This is a genomic window from Pseudonocardia sp. OZ21, from assembly GCF_059359135.1.
Genome location: NZ_JCADBN010000006.1, coordinates 251,909 through 277,440, shown reverse-complemented (window position 1 = coordinate 277,440; position 25,532 = coordinate 251,909). Strand labels below are relative to the sequence as shown.

At 73.0% G+C, this 25,532-nt stretch carries 19 protein-coding genes; 11 read left to right on the top strand and 8 right to left on the bottom strand.

The window, feature by feature from the left end; all coding sequences use genetic code 11:
- Nucleotides 1-4 precede the first annotated feature (4 nt).
- From AC5L35_RS17225 to AC5L35_RS17210, 4 genes are all read left to right on the top strand, one after another.
- Nucleotides 5-2,914, top strand: a complete 2,910-nt coding sequence (locus tag AC5L35_RS17225; protein WP_495060642.1) for an FAD-binding and (Fe-S)-binding domain-containing protein — start codon at nucleotides 5-7, stop codon at nucleotides 2,912-2,914.
- A gap of 187 nt (nucleotides 2,915-3,101) precedes the next feature.
- Complete coding sequence (locus AC5L35_RS17220; RefSeq protein ID WP_495060641.1) at nucleotides 3,102-3,797, top strand: DUF998 domain-containing protein; 696 nt, start codon at nucleotides 3,102-3,104, stop codon at nucleotides 3,795-3,797.
- A 187-nt stretch (nucleotides 3,798-3,984) separates the two neighbouring features.
- Nucleotides 3,985-4,812, top strand: coding sequence for an aldo/keto reductase (locus AC5L35_RS17215; RefSeq protein ID WP_495060640.1), 828 nt, complete (start codon nucleotides 3,985-3,987; stop codon nucleotides 4,810-4,812).
- Nucleotides 4,813-4,875: 63 nt separating this feature from the next.
- Nucleotides 4,876-5,184 (top strand): adhesin, encoded by a 309-nt coding sequence (locus tag AC5L35_RS17210; RefSeq protein ID WP_495060639.1) that lies wholly within the window; start codon nucleotides 4,876-4,878, stop codon nucleotides 5,182-5,184.
- 99 nt (nucleotides 5,185-5,283) lie between these two features.
- Here AC5L35_RS17210 and AC5L35_RS17205 read toward each other — a convergent pair whose 3' ends face one another.
- Nucleotides 5,284-5,907 carry an SGNH/GDSL hydrolase family protein gene (locus AC5L35_RS17205; RefSeq protein WP_495060638.1) on the bottom strand — a complete coding sequence of 208 codons (624 nt, stop codon included), beginning with the start codon at nucleotides 5,905-5,907 and terminating at the stop codon, nucleotides 5,284-5,286.
- Between the two features lie 193 nt (nucleotides 5,908-6,100).
- Between AC5L35_RS17205 and AC5L35_RS17200 the strand changes: the two genes are divergently transcribed.
- Nucleotides 6,101-7,111: an aldo/keto reductase family protein gene (locus AC5L35_RS17200; protein ID WP_495060637.1), complete on the top strand. Its 1,011-nt coding sequence runs from the start codon at nucleotides 6,101-6,103 to the stop codon at nucleotides 7,109-7,111.
- A 76-nt stretch (nucleotides 7,112-7,187) separates the two neighbouring features.
- On the opposite strand, the gene AC5L35_RS17195 is transcribed toward AC5L35_RS17200, so the two are convergent.
- The 4 genes from AC5L35_RS17195 to AC5L35_RS17180 form a co-directional block, all read right to left on the bottom strand.
- Nucleotides 7,188-8,825: an ABC-F family ATP-binding cassette domain-containing protein gene (locus AC5L35_RS17195; protein WP_495060636.1), complete on the bottom strand. Its 1,638-nt coding sequence runs from the start codon at nucleotides 8,823-8,825 to the stop codon at nucleotides 7,188-7,190.
- A gap of 165 nt (nucleotides 8,826-8,990) precedes the next feature.
- Entirely contained in the window at nucleotides 8,991-10,196 is a 1,206-nt protein-coding gene (locus AC5L35_RS17190) for an FAD-dependent oxidoreductase (protein ID WP_495060635.1), read from the bottom strand.
- A gap of 195 nt (nucleotides 10,197-10,391) precedes the next feature.
- Nucleotides 10,392-12,302, bottom strand: coding sequence for an FtsX-like permease family protein (locus AC5L35_RS17185; protein WP_495060634.1), 1,911 nt, complete (start codon nucleotides 12,300-12,302; stop codon nucleotides 10,392-10,394).
- Between the two features lie 3 nt (nucleotides 12,303-12,305).
- Nucleotides 12,306-13,052, bottom strand: a complete 747-nt coding sequence (locus AC5L35_RS17180; protein WP_495060633.1) for an ABC transporter ATP-binding protein — start codon at nucleotides 13,050-13,052, stop codon at nucleotides 12,306-12,308.
- Between the two features lie 301 nt (nucleotides 13,053-13,353).
- Here AC5L35_RS17180 and AC5L35_RS17175 point away from each other — a divergent pair, with 301 nt between their 5' ends.
- Genes AC5L35_RS17175 through AC5L35_RS17165 form a run of 3 tightly spaced genes read left to right on the top strand, consistent with a single transcriptional unit; the run spans nucleotide 13,354 to nucleotide 16,699 of the window.
- Entirely contained in the window at nucleotides 13,354-14,748 is a 1,395-nt protein-coding gene (locus AC5L35_RS17175) for an ABC transporter substrate-binding protein (RefSeq protein ID WP_495060632.1), read from the top strand.
- Nucleotides 14,745-15,761: a carbohydrate ABC transporter permease gene (locus AC5L35_RS17170; protein WP_495060631.1), complete on the top strand. Its 1,017-nt coding sequence runs from the start codon at nucleotides 14,745-14,747 to the stop codon at nucleotides 15,759-15,761. The genes AC5L35_RS17175 and AC5L35_RS17170 overlap by 4 nt, the downstream gene beginning before the upstream one ends.
- A complete protein-coding gene (locus tag AC5L35_RS17165) occupies nucleotides 15,761-16,699 on the top strand; it encodes a carbohydrate ABC transporter permease (RefSeq protein WP_495060630.1) in 939 nt (312 codons plus the stop codon). The genes AC5L35_RS17170 and AC5L35_RS17165 overlap by 1 nt, the downstream gene beginning before the upstream one ends.
- Before the next feature lie 46 nt (nucleotides 16,700-16,745).
- On the opposite strand, the gene AC5L35_RS17160 is transcribed toward AC5L35_RS17165, so the two are convergent.
- On the bottom strand, nucleotides 16,746-18,671 hold the full coding sequence (locus AC5L35_RS17160; protein ID WP_495060629.1) for a glycogen debranching N-terminal domain-containing protein: 1,926 nt from the start codon (nucleotides 18,669-18,671) through the stop codon (nucleotides 16,746-16,748).
- A 592-nt stretch (nucleotides 18,672-19,263) separates the two neighbouring features.
- Here AC5L35_RS17160 and AC5L35_RS17155 point away from each other — a divergent pair.
- Both AC5L35_RS17155 and menD read left to right on the top strand, forming a co-directional pair.
- Entirely contained in the window at nucleotides 19,264-20,949 is a 1,686-nt protein-coding gene (locus AC5L35_RS17155; protein WP_495060628.1) for a choline dehydrogenase, read from the top strand.
- Between the two features lie 44 nt (nucleotides 20,950-20,993).
- The gene (gene menD, locus AC5L35_RS17150) at nucleotides 20,994-22,649 is read left to right on the top strand and encodes a 2-succinyl-5-enolpyruvyl-6-hydroxy-3-cyclohexene-1-carboxylic-acid synthase (RefSeq protein ID WP_495060627.1); all 1,656 of its coding nucleotides are present in this window, start codon (nucleotides 20,994-20,996) and stop codon (nucleotides 22,647-22,649) included.
- A gap of 55 nt (nucleotides 22,650-22,704) precedes the next feature.
- Here menD and AC5L35_RS17145 read toward each other — a convergent pair whose 3' ends face one another.
- Nucleotides 22,705-23,940 carry an isochorismate synthase gene (locus tag AC5L35_RS17145; RefSeq protein ID WP_495060626.1) on the bottom strand — a complete coding sequence of 412 codons (1,236 nt, stop codon included), beginning with the start codon at nucleotides 23,938-23,940 and terminating at the stop codon, nucleotides 22,705-22,707.
- 94 nt (nucleotides 23,941-24,034) lie between these two features.
- Here AC5L35_RS17145 and AC5L35_RS17140 point away from each other — a divergent pair, with 94 nt between their 5' ends.
- Entirely contained in the window at nucleotides 24,035-24,520 is a 486-nt protein-coding gene (locus AC5L35_RS17140) for a DUF3592 domain-containing protein (protein ID WP_495060625.1), read from the top strand.
- A 4-nt stretch (nucleotides 24,521-24,524) separates the two neighbouring features.
- On the opposite strand, the gene AC5L35_RS17135 is transcribed toward AC5L35_RS17140, so the two are convergent.
- On the bottom strand, nucleotides 24,525-25,442 hold the full coding sequence (locus AC5L35_RS17135) for a DMT family transporter (RefSeq protein ID WP_495060624.1): 918 nt from the start codon (nucleotides 25,440-25,442) through the stop codon (nucleotides 24,525-24,527).
- Between the last annotated feature and the right edge of the window lie 90 nt (nucleotides 25,443-25,532).

The following is a 25,532-nucleotide window of genomic DNA, read 5'->3' as shown; positions in this document are numbered from 1 at the left end:
ACCCGTGAGCACGGAGATCCAGCAAGCCGACCTGGCCGATCTGCACGCCGACCTGGCCAAGGCCGTCCGTGGCCGCGTCCGGTTCGACGCCGGGACCCGCGCCATGTACTCCGCCGACGCGTCGAACTACCGGCGGGTGCCGATCGGGCTGGTCACCCCGCTGGACACCGACGACGTCGAGGCCGCGGTGTCGGTCTGCAGCACCCACGGGGTGCCGGTGCTCCCGCGTGGCGCCGGCACGAGCATCGCCGGGCAGGCGGTCAACACGGCCGTGGTGCTGGACTTCACGAAGCACCTGAACGGCGTGCTGGAGATCGACCCCGAGGCCCGGACCGCGCGCGTGCAACCCGGACTCGTGCTCGACGCGCTGCGCGACGCGGCCCGCCCGCACGGCCTCACGTTCGGGCCCGACCCGTCCACCCACAACCGCTGCACCCTCGGCGGGATGATCGGCAACAACGCGTGTGGCTCGCACTCGGTGGCGTGGGGCAAGACCGTCGACAACGTGCACGCCCTCGACGTGCTCACCTACCGCGGGGAACGCCTGCAGCTGGGCCCGGGCCAACCGGCCACCGGACGCGTCCCGAGCGCGTTGCGCGGGCTGGCCGCACGGGTCGACGCCGACGTGCGCGCATCGTTCCCCGACCTCACCCGCCGGGTGTCCGGCTACAACCTCGACCAACTGCTCCCGGAGAACGGGTTCGACCTGGCCCGCGCACTCGTCGGCACCGAGGGCACGTGCGCCACGGTGCTCGGAGCGACGGTCCGCCTCGTCGAGTCGCCACCGGCCCGCGCGCTGGCGGTGCTCGGCTTCCCCGACGCCTACCTGGCCGCCGACCATGTCACGGTGGTGCGTGAGCTGGGGCCGTTGACCATCGAGGGCATGGACGCCGGCCTGATCGCGGCACTGCGCGCGTCCAACCCGGCGGAGACGGCCTCGCGGGCACTGCCCGACGGCGGCGGCTGGCTCTACGTCGAGACCGGGGGCGCCACCCGCGCCGAGGCAGAGGCGGCCGCACAGGCCGTCGTCACGGCCATGAAGCCATACGGGGCCACGAGCGTGGTCGTCGGCGACCCGGCGGCGATGAAGGCGCTGTGGCGCATCCGTGAGGACGGCGCCGGCATCGTCACGCGCTCGCCCGACGGCGGCGAGGCCTGGCCCGGCTGGGAGGACGCGGCCGTGCCGCCGGAGCGGTTCGGTGCCTACCTGCGCGAGTTCGACGCCCTGCTGGGCCGGCACCGGCGGCGGGGGGCGTACTACGGCCACTTCGGGGACGGCTGCCTGCACATCCGCATCGACTTCGACCTGCTCAGCCGCTCCGGGATCGCCGATTTCCGCAGCTTCATGGAGGACGCCGCCGACCTCGCCGTCGCGCACGGGGGCTCGCTGTCAGGGGAGCACGGCGACGGCGTCGCCCGCGCCGAACTGCTACCCCGCATGTACCCACCGGAGATCATCGGGGCGTTCGAGGAGTTCAAGGGGATCTGGGACCCCGACGACGGGATGAACCCCGGCCGGGTCGTCCGGCCCGCGAAGCTCGACGAGGACCTGCGCGTGTTCGTCGGGATGCCGACGCTGCCCGACGAGCCCGTGCTGGCGTTCGGTCACGACCGGGGGTCGTTCACCCGGGCCACCCGCCGCTGCCTCGGCGTGGGCAAGTGCGTCACCGACCACGGCGGCGTCATGTGCCCGAGCTACCGGGCCACCGGCGAGGAGATGCACTCCACGCGGGGGCGCGCCCGGCTGCTGTTCGAGATGGCCGCGGGCGACGTCATCACCGACGGCTGGCAGTCCCCGGAGGTGGCCGAGGCGCTCGACCTGTGCCTGTCCTGCAAGGGCTGCAAGCGCGACTGCCCCGTCGGCGTGGACATGGCCGCGTACAAGACCGAGTTCCTCGCCCAGCGCTACCGGCACAAGGTGCGTCCGGCGTCGCACTACTCGATGGGCGCCCTGCCGCGCTGGCTGCGCCTCGTGGGGCGCCTCCCCGCCCGCGCGGTGCGTGCACTGAACGCGGCCGCCCGCGGCCCGCTGGGAGCCGCAGCGAAGCGAGCGGGCGGCATAGCGCCGGAACGCGAGATCCCGGTGATCGCCCCGGTCCGGTACACGTCCCCGAAGTTCAGGAAAGCCACTTTCAGGTCCGCAGAGGGCAGGAAAGTGGCTTCGCTGAACCGGGGTGTTGCGCGCGGGCGGCTTCTGCTCTGGCCCGATACCTTCACCAACCACTTCGATCCCGCCGTCGCCGCCGACGCCGTCGCGGTGCTGGAGGGGTTGGGCTACACCGTGGAGCTGCCGCCTCAGGACGTGTGCTGCGGGCTCACCTGGACCTCCACCGGCCAGGTGGACGCCGCCCGCCGCGTGCTGCGCCGCAGCCTGCGCACCATCGAGCCGTGGCTCGCGACCGGGGTGCCGGTCGTCGGGCTCGAGCCGTCGTGCACCGCGGCATTGCGCGCCGACGGCCCCGAGCTTCTCCCCGACGAACCGCTCGCCGCGCTCCTGGCCACCGGCGTGCGCACCTTCGCCGAGGTGCTCGCCCAGCACACCGACGAGCTCAGCGACGGCGTCGTCGCCCCGGGACAGCGGGCGCTCGTGCAGGTGCACTGCCACCAGCACGCCGATCTCGGTACCGACGACGACCGCGCCGTCATGGCAGCGCTGGGCGTCGACGCCGATGTGCTCGACTCCGGTTGCTGCGGGCTGGCCGGCAACTTCGGGTTCGAGAAGGGGCACTACGACGTGTCGATGGCCTGCGCGGAGCGGGTGCTGCTGCCTGCGGTACGCGTCGCCGACCCCGAGGTGGCCGTACTGGCCGACGGTTTCAGCTGCCGCACCCAGCTCCGCCAGGCGGGCACCCGCGAACCCGTCCACCTGGCGCAGCTGGCCGCCAGAGCCCTCGGCCTCACCCCCACCCCCTGACCCCCACCCGCGAGTCGCCCGATCCGTGTGCGCGAGTCGCCCGGAAGGTGCGCGCGAGTCGCCCGGATTCCGTGCGCGAGTCGCCCGCGGGAAGTGATCACCGGCCGATCGCACGGGGTCGCGGGTGTGGGAATGTCGTAGCGGCGGGTGTTCACCGCCTCACCCCGCGCTCCCCAGGAGGACCTCCGTGCCCGGTACCGCGCCGCCCGATCCTGCGGTGACGAGGGCGCTGGCGGCGTTCGGGTTGGTGGGTGTCGGGGTCGCGGTGGTGCTGGTGGGGCTGTTGCACGTCGTCTCGGCCGGGCGGGTCAACCCGGTCCGCCGCACGATCAGCGAGTACGCGCTCGGTGACGCCGACTGGATGTTCGACGTGGGGGTGCTGGGTCTCGCGGGGGGATCGGTGCTGGTGCTGCTGGCGCTGGTGCGTGCCGGGATCGTGCGGCTCTGGTCGCGTCCCGCGGTCCTGGTCGGGGTCTGGGCGGCGGCGCTGGTGCTGGTCGTCGCGTTCGACAAGGCGAACTGGGCCGTGGGCCCGACGCCGTCCGGCTACGTGCACCGGTACGCGAGCGTGGCGGCGTTCGTGAGCCTGCCCGTGGCGGCGCTGGCGCTCGGTAGGCGCTGGCAGGGTGATCTCCAGTGGGGCCCGTACGCGGCCTGCTCGCGGTGGTCGGGGACGTGGGCCCTGCTGTGGCTCGGCGCGATCCTGCTGGCTGTCGCACTGAGCCCGCTGACCGGCGTGCCGTGGTGGCAGCTCCTGCCGCTCGGCCTGGTGGAGCGGGGGCTGGTGACCACCGAGGTGGCCACGGTGGTGGTGCTGGGCTGGTGGGCCGTGCGCGCGGCTGCGGTCCCGCGGCCGGCCGCGATGACCGCCGGGACGGGCTGAGCGCTCGCGCACCCGGAAAGGGCGACTCGCACGCCCGAACGGGGCGACTCGCGGGCGGTTTCCGGGCGACTCGCGCACGCAAAGGGGGCGACTCGCGGGGTGAGGCGGGGGCGGTGTCGCGCGGGTCCTGGTGTGGGCTCGGTTTCGCAGCCGTTACCGCGCGCCGCGCCGTGGGTAGCCTTCCTGCATGTCGCACGTACCGAATATTCGTCTGAACAACGGTGTCGAGATCCCGCAGGTCGGTTACGGGGTGTTCCAGATCGAACCGGACCGGACGGCGGACGCCGTGCGCGACGCCTTCGAGGCCGGTTACCGGCACATCGACACGGCGCAGGGATACGGCAACGAGGAGGGTGTGGGTCAGGCCCTGCGCGACTCGGGGTTGTCCCGTGATGAGGTGTTCGTCACCACGAAGCTGGCCAACGACCGTCACGGCTACGACGAGGCGATCACCGCGCTGGACGAGAGCCTGCAGCGGCTCGGGCTCGACCACGTGGACCTCTTCCTGATCCACTGGCCGCGGCCGAAGACCAACCGCTTCGTCGAGACGTGGAAGGCGTTCGAGAAGATCGTGTCCGACGGCAGGGCGCGCGCGATCGGGGTCTCGAACTTCCGGGTCCCCGACCTCGACCGGCTCGCCGCCGAGACCAGCACGGTGCCCGCGCTGAACCAGATCGAGCTGCACCCGTGGCTCCCGCAGGACGAGCTGCGCGCCTACCACCGGGAGCACGGGATCGCGACCGAGGCCTGGAGCCCGCTCGCCAAGGGCGGCGAGCTGCTGTCCGACGAGCGGATCGTGGGGCTCGCGGAGAAGTACGGCAAGACCCCGGCGCAGATCGTGCTGGCCTGGCACCTGCAGCTCGGCAACATCGTGATCCCGAAGTCGGTGACGCCGTCGCGGGTGCGGGAGAACCTCGACGTGTTCGACATCGAGCTGTCCGACGACGACCTGGCCACCTTCGCGGAGCTCGAGAACGGCACCCGCACGGGTCCGGACCCGTCCAACTTCGGCTGATCAGGGCGCCGATCGTCGGTTCCACGCTGCGGATGCGGCGCCGCACCCCTAGCGTTGCGCCGCATGTTGGCAATCACCGACAACGCGGCCGAAGCGATCAAGTCGCTGACCACCGATGCGGAGCTGCCTGACGGGGGCGGTCTGCGGATCTCCGCTCCCGACCCGGATCAGGGCCTCGAGCTGTCGCTCGCAGGCCGGCCGGACGCCGACGACGTCGTCCTTGCCGGGGAGGGTGTGAGCGTGTTCCTCGAGCCGGTGGCGGCCGAGGTTCTCGACGACAAGGTGCTCGACGTCCAGCCGGTGCCCGGCGCCGATGGCGAGCAGGAGCTCCGCTTCGCCATCGGGTTGCAGGAGGAGCTCCCGGAGGCCTGACCCGCTCGTCCCACCGACCCTCCCGACCAGAGTCGGCAAAGCCACTTTCCTGCAACCTCGTTGCGGGAAAGTGGCTTTGCTGCAATGCGGGGAGGGGGGTTACCCCAGCACCGTGTCCAGCCACAGGTCGGCGAGCACCTTGTGGCCGAGGTCGGTCGGGTGCACCCCGTCGTCGGCGAGCGCCGCGGCCCCGACGACGCGGGCGTGCTCGTGCATCTCCCGGTCGGCGGGCACGAGTGTGGCGGACCATTTCTCGGCGAGGCGGTGGACGGCGTCGATCTTCGGGTCGAGATCGGCGCGCCAAGCCGGCTGGTCGTCGTCGACGGGCACCAGGAACGGTTCGACCAGCACCAGCCGCGCGTGCGTGGCGTCGACGAGGGCGCCGAGCATGCGGTCGTAGCGCGCCTCGAACTCGGTGGTCAGCGAGAGCATACCCCGGTCGTAGCGCCGCCAGGTGTCGTTCACGCCGATGAGCACCGACACCACGTCGGGCTGCCGGGCGATCACGTCCGTCTGCCACCTGCGTTCGAGGTCGACGAGCCTGTTGCCGCCGGCCCCGCAGTTCACCACCCGGGGTGCGGAGGGCCCGAGCATCGTCGCGAGCGCGTCGTCGACCAGCCGGACGTAGCCGTGACCCAGATGTCGTGGCGGGTCACCGGTGTGCCCGCAGTCGGTGACGCTGTCGCCCGCGAACACCACTGTCCGCACCCCCTCGAGCTGCATTGCTCCCCCGTCCTGGTTGCGGTACTCCCACTGATCCGATTGACCGGTCCAGTCCCCGCGGGGACGCTACCTGCGTCGATACCGGGTGGACCAGAGTGATCACGGCGGCCCGGCGGCCCACGGCGCCGCGGTGGCGTGTCCGCGGCCTGAGGTCCGGTGGTGTCGTGGATGTCCGAGACCTACTGTCAGCACCGTGGAATTTCGGTATTTGGGTGACTCCGGGCTGAAGATCTCGGAGATCACATACGGCAACTGGCTCACTCATGGTTCGCAGATCGAGAACGACGCCGCAACGGCGTGCGTCCGCGCGGCTCTCGACGCGGGAATCACCACCTTCGACACCGCCGACGTGTACGCCAACGGCGCAGCCGAAACGGTGCTCGGCGAGGCGCTGAAGGGCGAGCGCAGGGCCTCGTTGGAGATCCTCACGAAGGTCTACTGGCCCACCGGCCCGAAGGGGCACAACGACTGCGGGCTGTCGCGCAAGCACATCTTGGAGTCGATCGACGCGAGCCTCTCGCGGCTGCAGACCGACTACGTCGACGTCTACCAGGCCCACCGGTACGACACCGAGACGCCGCTCGAGGAGACGATGCAGGCGTTCGCCGACGTGGTGCGCGCCGGTAAGGCCCACTACATCGGCGTCAGCGAGTGGACGGCCGAGCAGCTGCGGGCAGGCCACGCCCTCGCGACCGACCTCGGGATCAAGCTCGTCTCCAGCCAGCCGCAGTACTCCCTGCTGTGGCGGGTGATCGAGGAGCAGGTCGTGCCCGCGTCGGCCGAGCTCGGCGTCAGCCAGATCGTCTTCTCCCCGATCGCGCAGGGGGTGCTCACCGGCAAGTACAAGCCGGGTGCCGAGCTGCCTGCCGGCTCGCGCGCCACGGACGAGAAGGGGGGCGCCAACATGATCAGGCGCTTCCTGAACGACGAGACGCTCACCCGGGTGCAGCAGCTCGAGCCGATCGCCGCTGACCTGGGCCTGTCGATGGCTCAGCTCGCGGTGGCGTGGGTGCTGCAGAACGACAACGTCGCCGCAGCGATCATCGGGGCCAGCCGGCCCGAGCAGGTCGCGGAGAACGTCAAGGCCTCGGGCGTGACGCTGGAGCTCGACGTCATGAAGCGCATCGACGAGGCGCTGGGCGACATCGTGGAGCGCGACCCCGCCCGCACCGCGGCGAACGCCCCGAAGACCCGCCCGGTCTGACCGCCCCCGTCGGCGGCTAGTGCGGTGGCCAGGAACGTTGCCGGGGAGGACCCGGTGAACGTTTCTGGCCGCCGCACTAGGACTCCGTGAGCCGGCCGCCCGCCACCGTCCAGTGGCGGGTGGTCCGCACGGTGTCGAGCATCCGCCGGTCGTGGGTGACCAGCAGCACGGTGCCGCCGAAGGAGTCCAACGCCTGTTCGAGCTGCTCGATCGCGGGCAGGTCGAGGTGGTTGGTCGGCTCGTCGAGCACCAGCAGGTTCACCTCGCGGGCCTGCAGGAGGGCGAGCGCCGCCCGCGTGCGTTCGCCAGGGGAGAGCTCCACCGCGGGGCGCGGGGCGTGGTCGTTGGTGAGCCCGAACTTCGCCAGCAGCGTGCGCACGTCCGACTCGGCCCAGTCCGGCACCGCGTCGCCGAACGCGCGGGCGAGCGGCTGCGCTCCCAGGAAGAGGCCGCGGGCCTGGTCGATCTCCCCGACCCGCACGCCCGAGCCGAGCCCCGCGGTCCCGGAGTCGACGGGGACGCGGCCCAGCAGCGCTCCGAGCAGTGTGGTCTTGCCCGACCCGTTCGCCCCGGTGATCACGATCCGGTCGGCCCAGTCGACGCGCGCGTCGATCGGCCCGAGCGTGAACGACCCGCGCCGCACCACCGCCCCCGACATCGACGCGACGACCGTGCCCGAGCGAGGTGCGGCCGCGATCGTCATGCGGAGCTCCCACTCCTTGCGCGGCTCCTCGACCACGTCGAGCCGCTCGATCATCCGTTGTGTCTGGCGGGCCTTCGCGGCCTGCTTCTCGCTCGCCTCGGTGCGGGTCTTACGGCTGATCTTGTCGTTGTCGGTGGCCTTGCGCCGCGCGTTGCGCACGCCCTGGGCCATCCAGTTGCGCTGCATCTGGGCGCGGTCCTTGAGCCCACCCAGCTTGTCGTCGTACTCCTCGTAGGCCTCGCGGGCGTGCCGCCGGGCCACCTCGCGCTCGGCGAGGTAGCTGTCGTAGCCGCCGTCGTAGACGCCCACCTGCTGCTGGGCGAGATCGAGCTCGACCACCCGGTTGACGGTGCGGGCGAGGAACTCCCGGTCGTGGCTGACGATCACGGCGGGCGAGCGCAGCCCCTGCACGAACCGCTCCAGCCGCTCCAGGCCGTCGAGGTCGAGGTCGTTGGTCGGCTCGTCGAGCAGGAGCACGTCGTAGCGCGAGAGCAGCAGCGCGGCGAGCCCGGCGCGGGCCGCCTGGCCTCCGGAGAGGGCCGTCATGGGCGTGGCGAGGTCGATCGCCAGCCCGACGTCGGCGGTGACGCCGCCCGTCCGCTCCTCGAGGTCGGCGCCGCCGAGGGCGAGCCACCGGTCCAGCGCGGCGGCGTAGGCGTCGTCGGCGCCGGGCGCGCCGGAGCCGAGTGCCTCCGCGGCGGAGTCCATGGCCGCCTGGGCCGCAGCGACACCGGTGCGGCGGGCGAGGAACGCGGTGACCGTCTCGCCGGCCCGTCGCTCGGGCTCCTGCGGGAGGTGCCCGATCGTCGCGTCCGGCGGGCTGAGGACGATCTTGCCGTCCTCCGGTTCGAGCTCTCCGGCGAGCAGGCGCAGGAGAGTGGACTTGCCCGCGCCGTTGGCCCCGACGAGCCCGACGACGTCACCAGGGGCGACGACGAGATCGAGACCGGAGAAGAGGACGCGGGCGCCGTGGCCGGCGGCGAGATCGGTGGCCTGCAGGGTGGCGCTCATGGCGCCCACCACGCTACTGCTCGCCGCACCGCCCCCGGCGCGGGTGGTCGGTGGATCCGGCGCCTCAGCCTGCGGCTGCCGCCCGTCGGGCCCGCCGGTTGGCCAGCACGGCCCGGGCCACGAGGTGCGGCGCGCCGAGCGATCGCGGGTGGGCGGTCATGAAGCTCACGGCACGCATCGCGGTGGCGACCTCGACGTCCCTGTTCGCCGCGGCGAAGACCTGCCCGAGCACCCACCGCTGCACCGGGCCTGCGCGGTCTGCGGCGGCCGGATACCCAGACGTGCGGCGTCGCCCGCGGTGGAGATGTCCCACGCCGCGTCGACCACCACCTTCTGCAGGTCGAAGAACTCCCGCGCCGGAGCGGACGGGTCGACGTCGGAGCGCAGGTACTCCGACAGGCACGACGCGTGCAGGGCGGCCGAGGACATGCCCTGGCCGAAGACCGGGTTGAACGACGCCACGGCGTCGCCGACGGCGACCAGCCGCGCCGGGAATCGCTCGAGGCCGGCGAAGTGGCGCCTGCGGCTGTCGGGATGCCGGTACGGGACGACGTCACCGATCATCTGCCCGGCGGCTGCCTCCCGGAAGATCGGGGGCAGCTCGGCGCACTCGGCGAGGAAGCCCTCCTTCGTCGTGCCGCGCCCCGGGTCACCGTGCCAGGCGAGCATGATCGTCCACTGGCCGTCCTCGATCGCGTTGACCGCCGCGCCCGCCGCGCCCTTCGACGGGGAGCCCGGGCTGTGGCGGGCGATGCCGCTCAGCGGGCCGGTCCGGTCGGGGGAGCGCTTGAACCGGGCGGACAGGTACCGGACTTCGACGACCAGGCGTTCCAGCTCGGGGCGCGGCCAGCCGCCCTGCTCCAGCCAGTCGGTGAGCCTGCTGGCGCGGCCGGTGGCGTCCACCACGAAGTCGGTGCTCTCCTGGAGTTCGCCGTCGTCGGTGAGGTAGCGCACCGCGCTCACCGCGTCGCCCTCGAAGGCGAGGCCGGTCGCCCGCCCGGTGACGATCTCGACGTTCGGCAGGGCGAGGGTGCGGCGCCTGATCAGCGACTCGAGGAAGGGGCGGCTGCTGGTGACGAGCCGCGTGTTGGGGGTGGTGATCTGCTCGACGCCGTCGAGGTACCCGACGTTGTCCTCCGGCTCGCACAGCTCCGCACCCCGGTCGATCGCCTCCTGGGTGAGCCCGGGGAACCAGCGTTCGATCTGCTCCCGCCCGCCGGGCAGCAGGGTGTGCACCTGGTAGCCTTGGGGCACGCCGGGCCGGGTGTCGCTCTCGGTGTCGGTGCCGTCCCGTTCGACGACGACCACGGTCGTGGCGTGGTCGGCGAGTACGCGGGCGGCGAGCAGCCCGGCGATGCTCCCCCCGAGCACGTGGGCCCGGCCGAAGAGACCTCTGTGTCAAGCGGCTGCAGGAGCCCGCTGAGCCGTTCGAAGGTGGCGGCGGGAGATTCCGGCACGGTGACTCCAGGCGGTGTCGGCGTTCGCTTGCCTTCTCAAATATCGCATCCCGTGGCCGCTCGGCGAACCCACTCCGATGTGCGTGTCGCCACGCCCGGTGGCGGCGGCCTACTCGCGGCTGCCCAGGAGGGCGATCGGAAGGGTGCGGGTGGCCGACATCGAGGTGATGACGCTCGTCGCGCCCGTCACGAGGAACGCGCCTGCGCAGACGGTGAGCACGAACGTCCACGGCACCGCGAGCGTTGCGGCGCCGGTGACCACGGCCGTCGTGGCCAGCACCGCGAGGAAGGTCGTTCCCGCGGCGAGCACACCGAGCAGGAGCCCGATCACGGTGACCGCCCACGACTCCAGGAGGGCCGAGCGCACGACCTGGCCGCGGGAGAGGCCGGTGGCCCGCGCGGCCGCGAACTCCGGCCGCCGCGCCGAGGCTCCCATCACCACGGCGTTGACGACGCCGATCAGCGCATACACCCCGCCCAGCCCCATGATCACCAGGAGCACGCTGGTGCTCATCGCGTCGCGCGCCGCGGCGTCGCGCGCGTTCCAGTCGTCCACGGTGTGCACCTCGCCCACGGCGGAGACCGCGGCGGCGACCGACGCGCCGTCGGCCCCGGGGTGCAGCGCGACGAAGGTCCGGGAGGGAGCGTCCGCGAGCTCGCTGTCGGGCACGAGGCCCACCGGGAGCAGCAGGTTCGCCCCGCCGCCGATCCGGGCGGGGGTCGCGGTGACCACGGGCAGCGGCCCGAGATCGGCACCCCCCGCTCGGACGGCGACCGTCTCACCGGGGTCGCCTGCGTCGCCGCCGGGTCCGGCGGCCGCGGCCCGCCCGCGCAGCCCGGCCAGCCCTGCGGTGCCGGGGTGGAACCGTTCGTAGGCCGCCGGGTCCACCACGAGCGCGGTGCCCCGCTCGGTCTCGGCGTCCTCGCCGCTGCCGCGGGTGACCGAGATCGGCACCGCGAGCTCGGTGGAGGTGGCGGCCACCCCGGGCACACCGCTGATCCACGGTCCGGCCGCCGCTCCGGTCGCCTCCACCACGAGATCGCCGCTCGTGCCGCGTCGCTGCTCGGCCGCGGCGGCCGTGGCGAAGGAGGTGAGCGCCCCTGTCTGCCCCAGCAGCAGCCCGACCAGCACGATCAGCGGCGCGGCGATGGAGGCGCTGCGCCGGACCCCGTCGCGCAGGTTGGCCCCGGTCAGCTCGGCGAGCACGCCGCCCGCCCGCGCCGGGAGCAGCCGGGCGATCCCCGGCACCAGCAGTGGGCTCAGCGCGCTGAACGCCACCGCGGCGCACAGCGCCGCGTTCACCGCCATCGCCTGCCCGCCTGCGGCGCCACCCAGCGGCGACAGGACGACCAGTGCGACAGCGCCGGCCCCGAAGAGCCCGCCGGCACCCCATCGACCCGCTGTCATCACCCGGGCGGCCTCGCCGGTGTCCCGCAGCGCCTCGAGCGGCCGGACCCGCGACGCCCTGCGCGCCGCGACGAGTACCCCGGCCACCGCGATGCCCACGCCGACGCCGGCCGAGACGCCGAGAATCCACGCGCGCCACTGCGGGGTGAACCCGGGCGGCACGAAGCCGAGCGCCCCGAGCAGCCACGACTGGAACGTCATCGCCACCAGCCCCGCCGGGACTCCGGCGGCCGTGCCGATCCCCCCGAGCAGCACGGCCTCGCCGAGGAGCAGCCTGCGTAGCTGGCTGCGCCCGCCGCCCGCGAGCCGCAGCAGCGCGAGGTCACGGCGGCGCTGGGCCACGGTGAACGCGAACGTCGACCCGACGATGAACACCGTCAGGAAGGCCGAGAAGGCCAGGGTCAGCGCGGAGAGGGTCACGCCGACCTCGACGCTCTCGGCGAAGCCTGCGGCCCCGGTGGCGCTCAGCCCGGCCGGGACGTCGAGAGTGGCCACGGAGATCAGCACGAGCAGCGACGACTGGACGAGCGCGACGCCGAGACAGACGGTCAGCGCGGCCCCGACGAAGAGCGACCAGCGCTCGGTGAAGGTGGACCAGGACAGGCGCAGCACGGGTCAGCGCTCCAGGGACACGAGGCGGTCGGCCACGGCGCGGGCGCTCGCCCCGGCGAGCCGGTCGACGACGCGCCCGTCCCGCAGGAACACGACGCCGTCCGCGTGAGCGGCCGCGGCCGGATCGTGGGTGACCATGACGATGGTCTGCCCGGCGTCCACCATCGCGCGCAGGAGCCCGAGCACGGTGCGTGCGGAGGTGGAGTCGAGCGCTCCGGTGGGCTCGTCGGCGAAGAGCACGTCGGGGCGGGTCACCATCGCGCGGGCGATCGCGACCCGCTGCTGCTGGCCGCCGGACAGCTCGCGCGGGCGGTGCCGGCCCCGGTCGGCCAGCCCGACGGCCGCGAGCACGGCGCGGACCTCCGACCTGGACGGGCGCCGTCCGGCCAGCCGCAACGGGAGTGCCACGTTCTGCTCCGCGGTGAGCGCACCGAGCAGGTTGAAGCTCTGGAACACGAAACCGATGCGCTCGCGGCGCAGCGCGGTGAGCTCCGCGTCGCCGGCCGTGGTGATGTCGGTGTCGCCGAGCAGCACCTGCCCGGCGTCGACGCGCTCCAGCCCGGCCGCGCAGTGCAGCAGCGTCGACTTCCCCGATCCCGACGGGCCCATCACGGCGGTCCAGGTGCCGAGGGGGAAGTCGAGGTCCACGCGGTCGACGGCCCGCACCGCGGCCGGTCCGGTGCCGTAGGTGCGGCTCACGCCGCGCAGCGTCACCGCCGTGGTGATCCGCCGGGTCATCGTCTGGGTCATACGACGATCTCAGCGCCCGGCGTCGTCATGAGCATTGCCCTGCGCCCCCGACTCCGGGGTGGGGAGCGCCCCACCCCCGGTGGGAGTGCACAGCGTGCTCGAAACCCATTTGCCTCCGCCGCGCGACTAACCGCTCCGACCGTTCTCCGGAAATGACGAATCCCGCCGTTGGGCAGGCGTGGCCGAGGTTGCTCCTTCGGGGTAATCGCCGAGCAAAGTGATCCTCAAACGAGTCTTGTGGATCAGGATGCCGCCGGGGTTCACTTGCCGCACTTCGAACCGGCCCATGGGGAGACGTCGAATGAGAAGTGCGACCCGCCGCATCGTCGCGGCCCTGGGTCTCGTGACCGCGCTGCTGCTGTCCGCCTGCGCCGGTGGGGGTGAGGACGGCGGCGGCGACGCCCAGCGCATCACGGTCTGGACGGCCGACACCCTCCCCGACCGCGTGGCCGCCACGCAGGCCATCATCGGCCGCTTCACGCAGCAGACCGGGATACAGGTGGACCTCGTCGGTGTCGACGAGGACCAGTTCAACCAGCTCCTCACCAGTTCTGCCGCGGCCGGTGAGCTGCCGGACGTGATCGGGTCGATCCCGCTGTCGTCGGTACGCACGCTCGCGACCAACGACCTCGTGAACACCGACGCCACCGCCGCCGTGGTCGATGCGCTGGGTGCCGGCACGTTCGACCAGCGGGCCCTCGAGCTCACCAGGGACGGCGACCGGCAGCTCGCGGTGCCCAGCGAGGCGTGGTCACAGGTTCTCTACTACCGGCGCGACCTCTTCGACGCCGCGGGGCTGCCCGCCCCCAGCACCTACGCCGACATCCTGAACGCGGCGCGCACCCTCACCCGCGACGGCCGCGTCGGGTTCGTGGGCGCCACCGCGCCGGGCGACGCCTTCACGCAGCAGACCTTCGAGCACATCGCGCTCGCCAACGGGTGCGAACTGGTGAACAGCGCGGGTGAGATCACCATCGCGAGCCCGCAGTGCGTCGCCGCGTTCGACTTCTACCGCGACCTGATCACGAACTACTCCGTGCCCGGCACCCAGGACGTCGACACGGTGCGGGCCGCCTACTTCTCCGGCCAGGCGGCCATGGCCGTGTGGTCCACCTTCCTGCTCGACGAGCTGGCCGGGCTCCGCAACGACGCCAAGCCCAGCTGCCCGGAGTGCGTGGCCGACCCGACATTCCTCGCGAAGAACACCGGCGTCGCCACGTCCCTGACGGGGCCGGACGGCACGGCGCCCGCCCAGTTCGGTGAGGTCGTCAACTGGGCGATCACCTCAGAGGCGTCCGTCGACCCCGCGCAGCAGTTCGTCCGGTTCATGATGAGCGACGGGTACGTCGACTGGCTGGCCTTCGCCCCTGAGGGCAAGTTCCCCGCCCGGTCCGGCAGCACTCCCGGCGGCACCGAGTTCGTCGACAGGTGGAAGACGCTGCCCGTCGGCGTCGACACCGAGGGCCCGCTGACGCAGTTCTACCCGCCCGAGGTGCTGGACGTCCTGGCCACCGGCCCCGAGGCCGTCACGCGATGGGGGATCACCCAGGGGCAGGGCGACCTGATCGGGGCCTCACTCGGGGAGCTCCCGGTGCCGGCCGCCGTCGCGGCGGTCACCAGCGGAGGTGCCGACGCCCAGGGAGCCGCCGACCAGGCCGCTGCCACACTGCGGTCGATCCAGGACAGCTTGCGGTGACCGTGGATGTCGGCGCGCCTGCGCCGTCGTCCGGATCCGGCGGGGCGCCACCGCCCCGGCCGGACCGCCGTTCCGGGAGCGGACGCACGCTGCAGCGGGCGGAGGCGCGCGCCGGGCTCGCGCTGATCTCCCCGACGGTGGTCATCGTCGTGGTGATGGTGGTCCTGCCGATCATCTGGACGGTGCTGCTGGCGTTCCAGCGGCTGCGGCTGCTGAACCTGCGCAGCTCTGGCCTGTTCGGCAACTTCACCCTCGCCAACTTCGGACGAGTCTTCGGCTCGTCCGCCTTCTGGGGCAACCTGGCGACGACGCTGTCGTACTCGGTGTTCGGCACGGCGGCGGCGATCGGCGTCGGCCTGGTCGCGGCGCTCGCTCTGCGGCGCAGGTTCCGCTTCCGCGGGCTCGTCCGCGCGGCGATGCTGCTGCCCTACGTGGCCCCCATCGTTGCGGTCACCTACGCCTGGAAGACCATGCTCAGCCCGCAGTTCGGGGTGGCCAACCACTGGGGCACCCGGCTGCTGGGCTGGGACGAGCCGATCGCGTTCCTGAGCCAGCGCAGCAGCGAGGTGTCCGTCTTCGGCTGGCACGTCGGCGTTCCCACCGCACTGCTCACGGTGATCGCCTTCGAGGCGTGGCGGTCGTTCCCGTTCGCGTTCCTGTTCCTGACCGCGCGGCTGCAGGCCGTGCCGTCCACCCTCGAGGAGGCGGCCAGGGTGGACGGCGCCACGCTCACGCAGCGCTTCCGCTACATCGTGCTGCCGCAGTTGCTGCCGACGATCGCGGTGCTCTCGGTACTGCGGTTCATCTGGACGTTCAACAGCTTCGACGACATCTGGCTGCTGACGGGGGGCGGCGCGGGCACCGAGGTCATCAGCGTCTCGGTGTTCAACACCCTCACCGCGCGGGGCGACATCGGAGGGGCAGCGGCCCAGGCACTGGTGCTCGCCGCGATCCTCGCCGTCCTCATCGGTCTCTACCTGTGGCGGCTGGCGCCGCGCGAGGAGCAGTCCTGATGGCAGGCACCGAGGTGGGCGTGGCGCCGTCCGCAGCCACGCCCCGGAAACCGGCGCCCCCGCGGCGCCGGCTCAGCCGCGACGAGGTGGAGAACCGCCTGTTCGCGGTGCTGCGCGTGGTGGTCATCGTCGGGCTGCTGATCGTCACGCTGTTCCCCTTCTACTACATGGGGCTGCTGTCGCTGCGGCCTCTCGACCGGGTGCTGCAGGATCCCGGCGCGCTCTGGGTCGGGCCGTCCGAATGGGACCTCGGCAGCTACCTCACGGTGCTCACGCCGGGCGGGGCCGGGGGACAGGGCTTCCTGCTCTTCATGGCCAACAGCGCGATCGTCGCGTCCGGCACGGTGGTGCTCACCCTGCTGATCGCGCTGCCCGGCGCCTACGCCGTGAGCAGGCTGCGGTTCTTCGGCAGGCGGCAGGTCAGCGTGCTCTTCCTCGCTGTCTACCTGTTCCCCAGCATCCTGCTGGCCGTCCCGCTGTTCGTGTTCTTCACGCGGATCGGCCTGCGTGGCTCGCTGGCCGGGCTGCTGATCGTCTACGTCTCCCAGATCGTGGCCGTGTCGATCTACATGCTGCGCAACTACTTCGACACGGTCCCGGTCAGCCTGGAGGAGGCCGCCGCGATCGACGGGTGCAGCAGGCTCGGCGTCATGCGCCGGATCAGCCTGCCCCTGGCGATGCCGGCGATCATCGCCAACGCCCTGTTCGTGTTCATGATCGCGTGGAACGAGTTCCTGTTCGCGCTGCTGTTCCTCGTGGAGGACCGCGACCGCTGGACGGTGTCGCTCGGGCTCTCCCAGCTGGCGGGCGGCATCGAGATCCCCACCACGGTCCTGATGGCGGGCTCGGTCGTCGTGACGATCCCGATCATCGTCGTCTTCTTCGCCAGCGAGCGGCTCCTCACCGAAGGGCTCACCGCGGGCGCGGAGAAGGGCTGACCCCACCGGGCGCGCGTCGTGTGGTGGCGGAGTCCGGCTCCGCCGGTCAGGCGCCGCGCGTCCACTCCGGGAGCGGCCAGCCGCTGAGGTAGCCCACCACGGCCACGGCGCCCGCCGCGGCCCACGCCTGCGGCCGGCATGCCGTCGGGTAGCTGAACGTCTCCCCGTCCACCTCCGAGTAGAGCTCCGGCAGCCGGTCGTCGAACTCGGCCGCCGCGGCGACGAGGCCCTCGCCGAGCGACCGGGCCACGTCGTGGCGCCCGGCTCCGGCCAGCCCGAGGACCGCGACAGCCGTGTCGTGCGGCCACACCGACCCGCAGTGGTAGGTCAGCGGATCGAACCCCGCGCTCGTGCTCGACAGGGTGCGCAGGCCCCGGCCGCCGTCCAGGTCCGGGCGGGCCAGCCGGTCGGCAACCAGATCGGCCTCCGCCGCCGACAGCAGGCCGGTGGCCAGCAGGTGGGCCATGTTCGACGTGGGGCCGGTGACGGCGCGGCCACCGGCGTCCAGCGCGATGGCGGGGTAGGCACCGGCCGGGTCGTCGATCCAGAAGGCCGACCGGAACCGCACGGCGAGCGCGTCGGCCCACTCCCGCCACCCGCGGGCGCCCCCGCGACCGAACGCCTCCAGCAACGCCGCCCCGCCACGCGCTGCCGAGTAGACGTAGCCCTGCACCTCGCAGAGGGCCAGCGGACGCTCGGCAATCGTGCCGTCGGCCCAGCGCACGCCACCCGCGGAGTCCTTCCAGCCCTGGTTGGCCAGGCCACCGCCGGTCGAGCCGCGGTAGGTGAGGAAACCCGTCGCCGCAGCCGTGCCGGCGATCCAGGCCAGCGCCGCCTCCAGGTTCGGCAGCAGCGCGGCCACCTCGTCATCGGCCATCCCGGCACGCCACGCGTCGTGCAGCAGGCAGCACCACAGGGAGGTGGCGTCTATCGTCCCGAAGTAGTGCGGGGGCAGGTCCAGGCCGCCCGCCCGCAGACCACCGGGGCGCACCTCGTGGAGGATCTTGCCGGGCTCCTCCTCGGAGCGGGCGTCGTGCCTGCGGCCCTGCCGTCGCGCGAGAACCCGCAGGGTGCTCGCGGCGAGCGCGGTGCCCAGCGGCAGCAGCAGCCGGGCCGTCCACAGCGAGTCACGGCCGAAGAGCGTGCAGAACCACGGGCTCCCGGCTGCGGTGAACCGGTCGTAGCGGCCCTCGGGGGCGTGCGGATCGGCGAGCATGAGCCCGTCGAGGTCGGCGAGGCTGCGGTGCAGCAGCGTGTCGAGATGCCCGGCCCCGGTCGCGGGGAGCGTCCACGGGATCGGGACGGCGGGGGTGAAGCCCGCCGGCCTGCCGCCGGCCGGGCCGACGGTGAGCCGCACCGACCAGCGTTCACCCGGCTCCAGCCGCACCGGCCAGGCGAGCACGGCGTCCGGGCCGACGGTGCTGGCCTCACCTGCTGCGGGCTCGACGACGAGCTCGGCATCGGCCCCGTTGCGGGACCACCGCGCACCGTGCCAGCCGACCTGCGGCACCACGGCGTCCACCAGGGCGCCTGACTTGACCACCGCCGTGGCCGCGAGATCGCTGCGGGCCCGCACCACGACCCGCAGGGACACCCCGTCCGCCGTCCCGCTCGCCTCGGATTCGTTCGGCTCGACGTTGTGCAGCTCGACGCGCTCGACGACGTGCCCGTCGGCCAGCGTGCGTTCCCGGCGCAGCCGCACCAGCGCCCGGTCGCCGCGCAGCTCACCGTCGAACCGGGCCGTGGCGGCGTCGTCGAGCGGGACGGACCGGGCGTGCAGATCCACGCCGTCGACGCCGATCTCCAGTCGGCTCCCGTACCGCGTGTCGCCGACGTACAGGCCCTGGGCGCCCTCCGGCCGAACCTGACCGTCCGGATCGGACAGCAGTACGGCGGGTGCGGCGAGCACCGTGAGCAGTTGGTCGAGGGTGGCTTGTCCTGGTCGGTCCGACGGGGCGTGCGGACGCCTCATGCGATGCTCCCGTGAGGGCACCGGCGTGCCCATGGCTCACCGCCAACGTAACCCGTGACGGCGGTTCCGTGCTTCCGGGGAAGCGGCGTCGAACGCGCGAACGGCTCCATTGCGACGACCGTATGCAGCACCATTCGCCCCGCTCGCCGACCCGTTGACGAAGCCGCGGCAGCGGCGGGACACCGATGTGCAGTTGCTCGGATGTGCAATAACGATCAGCTCGGAAACGGTTCACGTTCCGCCGTCCACCTCCGCCCCGCGGCATGTGCGGGCCGCGACCGGCCGATCACCCGCACCCCGGCGAGCTGCCTCTCATCAGGGACGACGCGACCAGATCGGGAGCCTTCACCGGAGCGGGCGTCGGAGCCCTGCTCCGGTCCACCGCCCGGCGGTGCCATCCGGTCCGCCCGCCTCGGTGCCGACGTCCGGTTCGTGGCCCGGCAGGTACTAGTTGGAGTAGTACTGTCCTCCTGCCGCTTTCTGCCCGATGAGGGCCGTTGCGGAGCGTCGATCACACGTTCCTCGCGTCCGCCCGAATGGGTTAGCCTCGCGGCCTCCCCAGCGTTCGGACGGCCCCCGACAGGAGTGGCACATGCAGGCCCCGTACGACTACATCATCGTGGGCGCCGGTTCCGCCGGCTGCGTGCTGGCCAACCGGCTCAGCGCAGATCCCGGCATCCGGGTACTGGTGCTGGAGGCGGGACGCCCGGACTACCGGTTCGACGTACTCATCCACATGCCGGCCGCTCTCCCGTTCCCGATGGGACGGTCCTTCTACGACTGGCGGCACCAGAGCGAGCCCGAGCCCCACCTGCGAGGACGCCGCCTGAAGGTGCCTGCCGGGCGCCTGCTCGGCGGCTCGAGCAGCATGAACGGGATGATCTTCCAGCGGGGCAACCCGATGGACTACGAGCGCTGGGCGGCCGATCCCGGCATGGACGAGTGGGCCTACGCCAACGTCCTGCCCTACTTCCGGCGCAGCGAGGACTCCCTCACCGACACGCCCTACCGCGGTCGCGGCGGCCCCATCACGCTGGAGCGCGGCCGCGCGGCGAACCCGCTGTTCGGGGCGTTCCTGCAGGCCACCGAGGAGGCCGGGTACCCGACCACCGAGGACGTCAACGGCCACCGGCAGGAGGGCTTCGGCCGCTTCGACCGCAACATCCGCTCCACCCGACGGTGGTCGGCGGCGCGGGCCTACCTGCACCCGGCCATGTCGCGGCCCAACCTCGAGGTGCGCACCGGCGTCAACGTCACGCGCGTGCTGTTCGACGGCACCCGGGCCGTCGGGGTCGAGTACACCGACCGGCACGGCAACCGCGAGCAGGTCATGGGCGGGGAGACCGTGGTCAGCGGCGGCACGATCAAGTCGCCTCAGATCCTGCAGCTGTCGGGGATCGGCGACGCCGACCGGCTCTCCGCGCTCGGCGTGCCGGTGGTGCACCACCTGCCGGGCGTCGGCGAGAACCTGCAGGACCACCTCGAGGTGATGGTGCAGCACTCCTGCACCCAGCCGGTGTCCCTCGGTCCCACGTCCTCGCTGAAGAACGCGCCGTCGATCGGTTTCCAGTGGCTGTTCCTGCGCAGCGGCCCCGGCGCCACCAACCACTTCGAGGCCGGCGGTTTCGTGCGGGGCAGCACCGACGTCCCCTACCCGAACATCATGTTCCAGTTCCTGCCGATCGCCTCGAGGAGCTACGAGTCCTCGCCGTCGGACCGCCACGGGTACCAACTGCACGTCGGCCCCGTCTGCTCCGACGCCCGCGGGCATGTCCGGATCCGGTCCGCCAGCCCCGCGGCGCCCCCCGCGATCCGGTTCAACTTCCTGTCCACCGAGCAGGACCGCCGGGAGTGGCTCGACTCCATCAGGATCGCCAGGGAGATCCTCGCGCAGCCCGCGTTCGAGCAGTACGACGGCGGCGAGGCGGCTCCCGGCCCGGCGGTTCGCACCGACGAGCAGATTCTGGCGTGGGTCGCCGAGCACGCGGTCTCGGCGATGCACTACGTGGGCAGCTGCCGGATGGGCACGGGAGGGGACGCCGTCGTCGATCCTGCGTCGATGCGCGTGCACGGCACCGAGGGCCTGCGTGTGGTTGACGCGTCGGTCATGCCGTACGTCACCAACGCCAACACCTTCGCCCCGGTCGTGATGATCGCCGAGAAGGCCGCTGACCTGATGCTCGGCCGCACTCCGCTGCCGGCGCAGCACGAGCCGTTCCACCGGCCCGAGCCCACGCAGGCGCAGACCACATCGGCGCAGACCACGCCGGTCGCCTAGACACCGGACCGACGAGTGCTCCGCGGCGCGCCTAGTCTCAAGTCGTGAACCCGTCGACGCTGCAGGCCCAGGTGATCGTCGACGAACTGGTGCGCTGCGGCGTCACCGATGCGGTGCTGTGTGCAGGCTCCCGCAACGCTCCGCTCTCGTTCGCGCTGCACGCGGCGGACGTCGCGGGTCGGCTCCGGCTCCACGTGCGGATCGACGAGCGCACGGCCGGGTTCCTGGCGCTCGGGCTCGCGCTGCGCTCCGGGCGCCCGGTGCCCGTGTGCACCACCTCGGGCACCGCGGTGGCCAACCTGCACCCCGCCGTTCTCGAGGCGTCCTTCGCGGGGGTGCCGCTGCTCGTCCTCAGCGCCGACCGTCCACAGGAGATGGTCGGCACCGGAGCCAACCAGACGATCGCCCAGGCCGGGATCTTCGGCACGGCCGTGCGGCTCGCGCTCACCGGTGCCGCCGGGGGGAGCGCGGCCGACAACGGACGCTGGCGCTCCCTCGCCGACCGTGCCGTGGCCGCGGCGACCGGCGCCCTCGGCGGACCCCCGGGACCGGTCCAGCTCAACCTCCCCTTCGCGGAGCCGCTCGTGCCCGACGGCACCGGGGTCGCGCCTGCCGGGCGTGCGGACGGCGGGCCGTGGACGTCCGTGCCCCCGATCGCCCGTGACGTTCCGGTGCTCCCGCTGGACCCCTCCGCGCCCACGCTCGTCATCGCAGGCGGCAACGCGCCTGCCGGTCTGCACGACTTGCCGGTGCCGGTGATCGCGGAGCCGGCGTCAGCACCGTGGTCGACGGCCGTGCGTACGGGCCCGTGGCTCCTCGGCGCCCCGGCGGCGGCGTCGCTGAAGCCTGCGCAGGTGGTGGTGGCCGGCCGCCCCACGCTGCACCGGGCGGTCCAGCGGCTGCTCGCCGACCCGTCCGTCGCCACCTACGTGCTGGCCGATCCGCACGGCCTCCCGTGGACCGACGTGGCCGGCACGGTCCGGGCGGTCGGCTCGTTGCCACCGCTCACTCCCGACCCGTCGTGGACGCACCGCTGGCGCACCGCCGACACCGCCGCGGCGAAGGCGCTGGACCAGGCCACCGACGACGGCACCGCGCCGATCGGTTTCCGGCTCGCCCGCTCGGTGCTGGCCGGTCTGCCCGACGGCGGGCAACTGCTGCTCGGCTCGTCCAACCCCGTCCGGGACGTCTCGCTCGCCGCGGTTCCCCGCCGGGGGCTCACCGTGCTCACCAACCGCGGCGTGGCCGGGATCGACGGCAGCGTGTCGACGGCGCTCGGAGCCGCGCTCGCACACGACGGTCCGGCGTACGCGCTGCTCGGCGACCTCACGCTGCTGCACGACACCACCGGCTTCGTCATCGGTCCGGACGAGCCGCGGCCCGACCTCACCGTCGTCGTCCTCAACGACGGGGGCGGCGGCATCTTCGGGCTGCTGGAGCAGGGCGCACCCGAGCACGCCGCGGCCTTCGAGCGGATCTTCGGGACGCCGCACAGCGTCGACCTCGGCGCGCTGTGTGCTGCCACCGGGGTCGGCCACCTCCAGGTGGACGTCGCCGACGTCGCGGCCGCCGTCGCCCCCACCTCGGGTCTGCGGGTGGTCGAGGTGATGGCGGAACGCCCGTCGTTGCGCGCGGGGCACGCGGCCGTGCGGACGGCCGTGGACGCGGCGGTGGCCGCCGCGCTGCACGACGCCGACTGACCGCGTAGGCACGGCGGCAGCCGGATCCGTGGCCGCCGCCGGTCGAACCCGGCCCTCAGACCTCGGCTTCGAGCGCGTCGCGTACGGCCACCATCTTCGCCGCGGCTTCCCGCGCCTCCTTCTCCGGATCGGAGTCGGCCACGATCCCGCACCCGGCGAACAGCCGCGCCACCGATCCGTCGAGCTGGGCGCACCGCAGCGCGATGCCGAGCTCGCCGTCGCCGTTGCCGTCGACCCAGCCGATCGGACCGGCGTAGCGGCCCCGATCCATGCCCTCGAGCTCGGTGATCAGGCGGAGCGCCGCCTCGCGGGGCGTACCGCCGACGGCGGCTGTGGGGTGCACGGCCTCGGCCAGCTCGAGCAGCGATGCCGGGGTGCCGGGGTGGAGGGTGCCGCGCACGTCGCTCGCCAGGTGGGACACGTTGTGCAGAGCGATCACTCCCGGCGTCTCCGGCACGTCGAGCGACTCGCACAGCGGGCGGAGCGCCGCGGCCAGCGAGTCGACGGCCAGCGCGTGCTCGTGCCGGTCCTTCGCCGAACCCATCAGCTGTCCCGGCAGGTCGTCGCCCGACCCCGGCCAGATCGTCCCGGCCAGCACCCGGGACTCCACGATGCCGGCGGTGCGCCGCACCAGCAGCTCGGGCGTGGCTCCGACCAGCCTGTCGACGGCGTAGGACCAGCAGGTCGGGTACCGCTCGGCCAGCCCGTCGAGGAGGAACCGCGGATCGAGGGGAGAGTCGCTGACGGCCAGCAGGTCGTGGGCGAGACAGGCCTTCTCGAGCTCGCCGGCGCGCATCCGCCGCACCGCCTCGGCCACGGCCTTGCGGTAGCCGTCAACCGGAAGCATGCCGTCGGCGAAGCGCAGCGTCCCGGTCGGCCGGACGGGGCTCACCGCGCGGACCGCAGGCGGTCCGTCCCCCGAGAACTCGGTGACCCACGACCGCCCGTCCCGGCGCCCCACCAGCACGCGGGGAACCACGAGTGCTGAGCCGGGGGACGTGTCGGCGAACGTGAAGCTGGCGAAGGCCACGGGTCCCGAGCCGGACGTCCCCACCTCGTCGGTCACGTCGAGCCGTTCGGTGAACGACCGCCACCAGGTGTCCGCCTCGGTGAACCGCTCCGGGCCCGTGCCGGTGAAGCGTGCGACCTCACCCCAGCCGACGAGACCGTCCGGACCGCGTACCCAGGACAAGGGATTCTGGGCGTCGGGTAGCAGGTCGATGAGGCGGCCCGGGTCGTCGATGAGCCTCGTTCGCACGGCTAACCCGCCCGGCAGCGGGGCGATTGTCACGTAAACGAGAGTAGGAGCCCGCGCTGTCCGCTGCGCGCCGGGTCCGAGAGGTGCCGACCACACCGGACGCCCGCCGCGCATAGACTCCCGTGTCGTGGCGACTGGCACGGGGCGCAGCGGTACCCGCGCCGTCGACGACCTGGCGGCGCTGGTTCGTCCGGCGGCACGCGGGATCGCGCGGCGTCTCCCCGAGATCGTCGCCGGTCTCGCGGTGGTGGTCACCGTGCTGGCCTTCCTCGCACTCGCGGGCGCCGCACTGGACGACCGGGCGATCTCCGCCAACCCGGCCGTGGCCCAGGCCGAGGTGCTCCGCGGATCGACGTTCTCCCGCACGCTCGTCCGGTTCACGGTGGCCAACGGGGAGGCGGTCGTGCCGGAGCACGGGGTCTTCTACCCGCGTGGCCTGCAGGAAGGCGACACGATCGCGGTCGAGTACGACGTCACTAAGCCCGAACTCGTGCGGGTGGCCGGGCGCTCCGCGCTCGACGGGGTGGTCCCGCTGGGTCTCGGCGTGCTCGTGATGTGGGCGGCGCTCGGTCCGCTCGCCGTGTGGCTGCGCCGCCGCCGCGCCGGATCCTGACGGGTCAGGCGGACCGGGAGCGGGTGGCCAGGGCCACCCCCAGCACCGCCACCACCATGCCGGCGATCGCCACCGGTCCGAGCGTCTCGCCGAACATCACCAGCGCCATCAGCGCGGTGATCCCCGGCACGAGGTAGAAGTAGCTCGTCACCTGGGCGGCGGCACCGCGACGCAGCATCAGGAACAGCAGGGAGATCCCGCCGCCGGTCAGCACCAGCACCGACCAGGCCAGTGCTCCGGCCAGCTGCGGCGTCCACTCGAACCGGAACGACTCGAACGCCAGCGCGAACGGCAGCGTCACCAGTATCGACGCCACGAACTGCACGACCTGGCCCGTGCGCAGGTCGAACTCCGGGCAGAACCGCTTCTGGTACAGCGTGCCCGCGGTGATCGCGAGCAGTGCCATCGTGGTCAGCCCGAGCGTCAGCGGGGTCACCCCGGTGGCCGTGAGCTTGCTCGAGACGACGAGGGTGACCCCGGCGAACCCGAGCAGCAGCCCGACCGTCTGCCGCCGCCCGAGCCGCTCACCGAGCAGCGCGGCGAACACCGCCGTCAGCACCGGCTGCAGGTTCACCACCAGCGCGGTGACGCCCGCCGGCATCCCCGCCGCGACGGCCGCCCACACCCCGCCCAGATAGCCGGCCTGGATGCCGATCCCGGCCACCGCGATGTGCACGGCCTGCCGGCCCCGCGGCCAGGGAGCCCCGGCGACGAGTGCGAGCACCAGCATCAGCACGACCACCCCGGCGTACCGCACGACCAGGAAGCTCAAGGGCTCCGCGTACGGGGCGGCGTACTTGGCCACCACGAACCCCGAGGCCCAGATGATCACGAACAGGAACGGGGTGGCCCGCACGGCCAGCGTGGCCCCGGACGGCGTCGACGTGGTGGCGATCCCCGACCCTAACCCGCGCCCCGCCACCCCCCACCCCGCGAGTCGCCCGTTCCCCGCCCGCGAGTCGCCCAGCCAGCGTGCGCGAGTCGCCCGGCTAGTGCCGCGAGTCGCCCGTTC